This window comes from Phenylobacterium sp. (assembly GCF_036495085.1).
In the GTDB taxonomy this organism is placed as follows: Bacteria; Pseudomonadota; Alphaproteobacteria; order Caulobacterales; family Caulobacteraceae; genus Phenylobacterium.
Genome location: NZ_DASXNL010000096.1, coordinates 65,492 through 72,462, shown reverse-complemented (window position 1 = coordinate 72,462; position 6,971 = coordinate 65,492). Strand labels below are relative to the sequence as shown.

Here is a 6,971-nt window from a genome sequence, read left to right as displayed (position 1 = left end):
CGATCCGCTCGTCGCTATTTCAAGCGACACCGCGGCCTTGCTGTCCGGCGCCTGCTTCGCCGGGGACCGTTTCACGCGAGGCTTTCGTCCCGCGCCGGAGCGTTCCTCTCCACAGGCTGTCACCGCAGAGCTTGCGGCCGGTCGTTCGAGATTTCGCGCGGCGTTGAGGTCGCGATCGGCCGCATAGCCGCAGGTGTCGCTTGTGAAGATCCGCTGCGACACCGCCACCCCGGCGTTGACCGAGCCGCAGCAGGCACAGGTCTTGCTCGAGGGAAACCATCGGTTGGCGACGACGACGGCCGCGCCGGACCGCCGCGCCTTGTAGTCGAGCCGGCGGCGGAACGCGTGGAAGCCGCCGTCCAGGATCACCCGCGCCAGGCGCAGGTTGGCCGCCAGGCCGCGGACGTGGAGGTCCTCCACGCCGATCCGCCGCCAGCTCCTGGCCGGCCGGGTGGTGGCCTTGTGGGGGGCGTCGCGGCGGATATGGGCGATGCGGGCGTGCAGCCGGGCGAGCCGGGCCATGGCCTGCGCGGCCTGGCTATTTCTCTACATGCCCCTTGACCAGCTTCAGGTGGATGGGGGCGCCCGTGAGATCTTTGGAGTCGATGCCCTTCGCCGGATCGGAAGGAAAGGTCTGGCAGAAGCTGCCAGGCAGGAACGGATGGGTCTGGTGGAGGCACACCTGCTCGCCTTTCGCCGTCCACTTGCCGGCGAGCGGGTTGCCGCGGCGGCTGTGACCCGTCCAGGTCCCGTCCGGCTGCATCCAGATCTTCTGGGAGCGGCCATCGGGGTAGACAGACATCACTGTGTTTCCGAAAGCCGCGGCGATCTCTTTCGAGGGTTCGGCGGCCATCGCGCACGACGCAATGAGCGTCAGGGCGATGGCGCCGGGGGCGAAGGGGATTTTGCTCATGACAGCCTTCAACGCGCGAAAGCCGGACTCGGGCTAATTCTGGATTCCGAATTACAGCGGCTTACGTCCAGTGCGTAAACCACCCGGCGCGAGTGCTGCTCAGTGGGCCTCCACAAACGCCAGGATGGCCTGCATTACGCCCGGCGCCAGCGGACGGGTTGGATCGGCATAGGTTTCATAATTCCCAGCGCGATCAGTGGGCGCGGTCTTCAGGACGTGGTTGGCGCCCGGCAAAACGACGAGCTTGGCGTCGGGTCTCGCCGTCGCCAATAGGCGAGCGTCCTGCACCGTCACTTGCAAATCGTTGTCGCCCTGGAGAATCAGGACCGGAGCCTTGACCGCCTTAAGCGCTCCGGCCGGGTCGATGGTCAATACGGAGATGAGGTAAGGTTGGACGCTGGGACGAAACAGCGCTTCCAGCCCCGGTATGTTAGGAACCTGCCGGCCATGTTCCAGCTCGGTCAGGGCCGCCTCGATCTGGGCCGGGAGCGGCGCAGGAAGGTTCTGTGCGGCGAGTTGCTCCCGGATGACCACGCCAAGTGGCCGGCCCGCCCCTGAGACCGCGATGACGCCGCAGGTGTCGATCTTCTGCGCCGCCAGGGCGGCGACTAGAGCACCTTCCGAGTGGCCCAGAAGCATGACACATGTGACCCCGGGCTGGGTCTTCAGGAAGCGCGCGAACAGCAAGGCGTCGTCGACGCCTGTGGTGAAACGCATGTCGGCCTCGCTCGGCGCCGCCGGCGCGCTCTTGGCGATGGCTCGCTTGTCGTAGCGTAGGCTGGGGACGCCCGCGGTCGCGAGACCCTCAGCTATCAGCTTCAGGTTGGCAGGCCTGACGTTCGGAATGGTCGAATTGCCGTCGCGATCGGTCGGACCCGAGCCGGCGATCAGAAGCACCGCTGGTCCAGGTCGTGCGCCTTCCGGAATGAGCAGCGAGCCGAATAGCGGCGCCTTTCCGCCGTCTACGGTGACCTCCCGCTCCATGCCCATGACGGGGCCGGCAGACAGCACCGCCGCAGCGGCCCCAAGGATAAGCTTCTTCATCCCGCCCCTCCAACGGTTCCGAACCACGGAACTCGAATAGCCATGTCCCAAACGATCAGGTTCCAAACCGTACTTCAATTGCCCGAGCTCCGCCTCGCACACCGGCCGCTCCTTGGGCGCGCCAAAGCTGCTTATCCCTCAGGTCTCTCCGAAAAGGCCTTGCTGCACCGTCTCCAACTCCTTCGCGAAGCGTCGCACGACATAAACCTCGGCCAGCAGCCCCAGAACCCGACCCTGATCGTCGACGACCGGCAGGTCTTCCGTCTCGCTGGTGTCGAAGGTTTGCATAACCTGCTCGATGTTCATCTCCGGCGTCAGGGTCACCTCGCGGTTGACGGCAAGCGACCCGACGCTATCGCCATCAGCGAGGTCGTCGGCATATGCGCTCGCGGTCACCAGGATCCCGGCATAGCGCTCGGTGTCGTCAATCAGGACAACGCGCGTCGCCGCTCCCAAGGGGAAACGTCGGCGGAACTCGGCGAGCGTCGCGCTCGCCGACAGCGTCGGCACGTCCGTGCGCATCATCCGGCCGGCGGTAAGCGTGCGCACCCACCCCACGTCACGGGCGGAGCGGATCGTCTCGCCGCGCAGGTGCAGCCGCCAAGTTGAAAACGAGTAGCCGAACCGTTCACGCACGATGCTGCTGGCCACCAATGAGGCGGCGAGGGTGGCCGCCGCGACGCCAAAGTCCCGTGTCGTCTCCAGGACCAGGAAAGACATGGTCAGCGGACCACCGACCACCGCGGTGGCGAAGGCTCCCATGCCGACCAGGGCGGCGTTTTCCGGCTGAAGAAAAATGGGGATGGCGATGAGGGCGGCAAACCGCGCGTAGATCTGACCGATCAAGGATCCAAGGAACAGGGATGCGAAAAAGAGGCCGCCTCGGAAGCCGCTCGCGAGGGAGATGATGGAGGCCGCGGCTTTCAGGAGCAGGACGAACAGCAGGAGCTTGAGGGTGACGCCGCCCGAGAGATCGGCGTGCAGCGCGCCGTGGCCCGACGAGAGCGTCTGGGGTGAGAGGAACGCCAGCAGCGCCAGAACCCCGCCGCCGGCGAGGGGCCGCAGCCAGGCAGGAACGGGCAGGCGGCGGACAAGCGTTTCGCCCCGGGCCACCAACAGCATGAGAGCGACGCCCAGAGCGGCGCAGAGCCCGCCCAGTCCGGCGTAGAGGATGAAGTCGGCGGCGTCGGGGGAATGGAACACCGCGATATTGATCGAATAGGGCGCGGAACCCAGACCGCGGGCGGCGAGGACAGCGGCCAGGGCCGCGGCCGCCACCGGCGCGATCATCGACGGCGCATAGGACCCGATGACGATCTCGAAGGCGTAGAAGGCTCCAGTAAGGGGCGCGCCAAAGGCGGCGCCTATCGCGGCCCCCGCGCCGGCTCCGACCAGGGTCCTGAGGTCGCTGCGGCGCAGCCGGAGGCGGCGTCCCAGGGCGGAGGCGACGCCTCCGCCGGCCTGGGCATAGGCCGCTTCAAGTCCCACCGAGGCTCCAAATCCGTTGGAGATCAGGGTCTGAACGCAGATCACCAGGCTGCCGCGCAGTGACATGCGGCCGCCGTGCAGCGCGTTAGCTTCGACAACGTCGACCACGGGTTGGGTCCTGAGCCGCCCCAACAGCTGACCAAGGCCTCCCAGCAACAGGCCACCGAAAGGCAACCACGCCAGACGCCACGGCGAAATTGCTACAGCGGCGCTCAGGCGATCGTCGAAGGTCAGGCCAAACAGCACCACCTGCAGGCCATGGGCGAGCGTGCTCTGCACGACCGACAGCAGGCCTGCGACCGTTCCGACGACAATGGCGAGCGCAATGAACCAGGCCTCACTGGACCGGAACCGACCGCGCAGCCAGGCGACCGGGCGCGTGGAGAGGCGGGGACGAATCGAAGCGGACGTCATCGCGAAATCGTCTCCGTAGCGCCCGAATCCCCACTCGCGAAGACTAAGGCCAAGGCGACGAGCACGACCAGTGGGGTGGCCAGCAGGAGCTCACTGGACCGGGAGGTCGATCCTCCCCGCGACGACGCCGTTTGGTCCGGCGCTTGCCGACCTCGGCCTGGATGTGCTCCGCCAGGATCGGCGCCTCGGGCGGAGCCTCAACGTCCGTAACGGCCAGGTCACTCATCCAGCCGTAGCCCGGTCTATCCAAGCCGCACCTGGATCCGTTCGATGCGTGGAAATGACGCGGGACTTCAATCGCGCGGTTTAGGTATTTAATAGTACCTAAAGTTCACGACACCTCACCGGCGAAACTGCCCGCGGCGTCGCGAGACGGCCCGAACGTTCGATCCGCCACGAAGTTCGATTTTCCACGGGTTTAGAGTGCCGAGCAACGCGCCTCGTCGACGAATATTGCGGAATTCATTAGTGTTTGTTTCAGCGACGCCACGCGGTAAGCCGTATCATACCCAACACAAATCGTAATGACGTTGTCGTGGCGCGGATTTCCTACTTGTCAGCGGCGCCGATTGAATCCTTATTCCTGCGTCGATTTGGGAGAGCCCAGTACCGAATCCGTTAGGGATCGGAATGCGCTCGCCAACAAGGGGGAACCGAGATGGTTGAAGTGAGACGGCGCGCGGCTCGATCCGCGATGCTTGCGGCCGCTGGAACCGGGGCGCTGCTGATGGCGACCCATGCAGCTCGTGCTGAAACGGCGGAGGCGCAGGCGCCGGTCGTGGGCGAAGTGGTGGTCACCGCGCAGCGTCGCGCCCAGAACATCCAGGAGGTGCCCGTTTCGGTGCAGGCGATCTCCGGTGATCAGATGGCGGCAACCGGCATCAAGAGCACCCAGGACCTGGGACAGATCACGCCCAACGTCTCGATCCTCAGCCCCATCGGGGCCGGCAACCAGCCGCTGATCACCATCCGCGGGATCGGCCTGAACGACTTCGACACCAACAACGCCGGGCCGAACGGCATCTACGTCGACGACGTCTACATCAGCGCCCCGGGCGCCCAGAACTTCTCGATGTTCGACATCTCACAGGTCCAGGTGTTGAAGGGGCCGCAGGGCACGCTCTATGGCCGCAACACCAGCGGCGGGGCGCTGGTATTCACCTCGAAGCGGCCCACGGAATCGTTCACTGCCGACCTGAGCGCCGAGTACGGCAACTACAACACCCTGCAGATCCAGGGCGCGATGGGCGGGCCGATCGCCGAGTCGCTCACCGGGCGTGTTGCGGTGGTGGTGAACCATTCCGACGGCTACACCACCAACGCGCTGATCAGCGGGCCGTTCGACAACGTCAACAACGAGGCGATCCGGCTGCAACTGCAATACAAGCCGGATGACAAGCTGACGCTCTACCTCAACTCGACGATCGGCTACGTGCGCAACCACCCGCAGCCGTACGGACACATCGGCACCTATGTCCCGGGCACCGAAAACTCCGCCGATTCGGTGATGTGCACCCCCGAGCAGGCCCACGCCGGTGGCTGCGTCGACCTGTTCGGTTACGGCACGCCCCCATACTGGAAGGGCTCCTACAACCGCATGGAGGACCTGACCAACCTGGCGGCGATCACTCAGTTCCGCGCCGACTACCAGGCCGGGCCGATCGTGCTGACCTCGATCAGCTCCTGGCAATATGACGACAAGTATCATCCAGAAGAAACGGACGCGAGCCCCAACAACCTGATCCAAGCCACATATGGCGTGAAGTCAAACACTTACACTCAGGAGTTCCGCGCCGCGCAGAACGAGAAGGATTTCAACTGGGTCGCGGGTTTCTACTACCTGCACGAAAATCTAAAGCAGGATCAGCCGCTCTTCTTGTTCACTGATGGTGATCTGTTCGGCGGCTTTGGTATCCCGGCGGGGCCGGGCGCCTTCGACGGAATTGCGCAGAAGTCCTACGACTTCAGCACCCAGATCACCGACTCCGCCGCGGTCTTCGGCCAGGGCGACTACAACTTCCACGATTTCACCCTGACGCTGGGCGGCCGCTACACCTGGGAGCGGAAGACGTTCGACTACGCCGGGTCGACGCAGTTCCAGGATGGCGGCCTTGGAAACTACGGGCCGCTGCAGGACTTCATCAATGCGCATGAGTTGGAGTCGGCGTCGAATTTCACCTATCGGGCGGCGCTGGCCTACCACATCAGCAACGGCACCCAGGTGTACGGGAGCATCGCAAGCGGGTTCAAGAGCGGCGGCTTCAACGGCAGCTTCCTCAGCAACGTCGAGGAGCAGGCGCTGTTGCAGTTGGAGCCGGTGAAGCCGGAGAAGGTGACCTCCTACGAGATCGGCGAGAAGGCGACGTTGTTCGATCACCGGCTGATCTTCAACGCGGCTGTCTTCTACAACGCCTACCGCGACGAGCAGATTTTCGCCTCCGTTCCTCAACTACTGCAGGACGGCAACGGCGGCACCATCGAAGGCTCCACCCTCCTCCTGACGAACGCCAAGCGGGCGCACACCGAAGGCGCTGAGTTCCAGATCACGGCGGCGCCCTTCAAGGGGCTGACCATCGATTTGGCTCCGGCGATCCTGCGCACAAGGCTGGATGACGCCGGCCTGCCGGTTTTCGCCGGTGGCGTGGACCTCTCCGGCAAGGAACTCGCCAACGCGCCGAAGTTCAGCTTCACGGGCATTGTCGACTACCGCATGGACCTGGCCAACGGGGACAACCTCGACTTCCGCTGGAACGCGAACTACCGCAGCCATTCCTGGTTCGACACCACTAACGACCCGTACGTTCAGCAAGACGGCTACTGGCTCCACAATCTCAACGTCACGTACGCGAGCCGGCAGAACTGGGAGGTTGGCCTCTACGCGCGCAACATCTTAAACAAGCAGTATCAACTGACGTCGTCTGACATTTCCGTGCCGTTCGGCTTCCTTGAGCCTGTCGAAGGACCGCCGGCGACGTACGGGGTGTCGTTGGCCTACCACTATTGACGGCCATGCCAGGTCGGCGCGTCTGCGCCGGCCTGGCGCGGTCGGCTGCGGGGTGCGCGGCCTACGGCGTGAGGTCGCTTCTTCCGCCGGACTCTGTCAGTCTCGGCG

At 64.9% G+C, this 6,971-nt stretch carries 5 protein-coding genes; 1 reads left to right on the top strand and 4 read right to left on the bottom strand.

What is annotated here, in order from left to right; translation table 11 throughout:
• The 4 genes from VGI62_RS11335 to VGI62_RS11320 form a co-directional block, all read right to left on the bottom strand.
• The coding region (locus VGI62_RS11335; RefSeq protein ID WP_331504594.1) for a transposase at positions 1 to 522 on the bottom strand (522 nt) is incomplete at its 3' end.
• Positions 523 to 538: 16 nt separating this feature from the next.
• A complete protein-coding gene (locus tag VGI62_RS11330; protein WP_331504593.1) occupies positions 539 to 913 on the bottom strand; it encodes a hypothetical protein in 375 nt (124 codons plus the stop codon).
• Between the two features lie 99 nt (positions 914 to 1,012).
• Positions 1,013 to 1,957 (bottom strand): alpha/beta hydrolase, encoded by a 945-nt coding sequence (locus VGI62_RS11325; RefSeq protein WP_331504592.1) that lies wholly within the window; start codon positions 1,955 to 1,957, stop codon positions 1,013 to 1,015.
• Between the two features lie 138 nt (positions 1,958 to 2,095).
• Positions 2,096 to 3,859: a chloride channel protein gene (locus tag VGI62_RS11320; protein ID WP_331504591.1), complete on the bottom strand. Its 1,764-nt coding sequence runs from the start codon at positions 3,857 to 3,859 to the stop codon at positions 2,096 to 2,098.
• A 658-nt stretch (positions 3,860 to 4,517) separates the two neighbouring features.
• On the opposite strand from VGI62_RS11320, the gene VGI62_RS11315 reads away from it, so the two are divergent.
• The gene (locus tag VGI62_RS11315) at positions 4,518 to 6,863 is read left to right on the top strand and encodes a TonB-dependent receptor (protein ID WP_331504590.1); all 2,346 of its coding nucleotides are present in this window, start codon (positions 4,518 to 4,520) and stop codon (positions 6,861 to 6,863) included.
• Positions 6,864 to 6,971 lie beyond the last annotated feature (108 nt).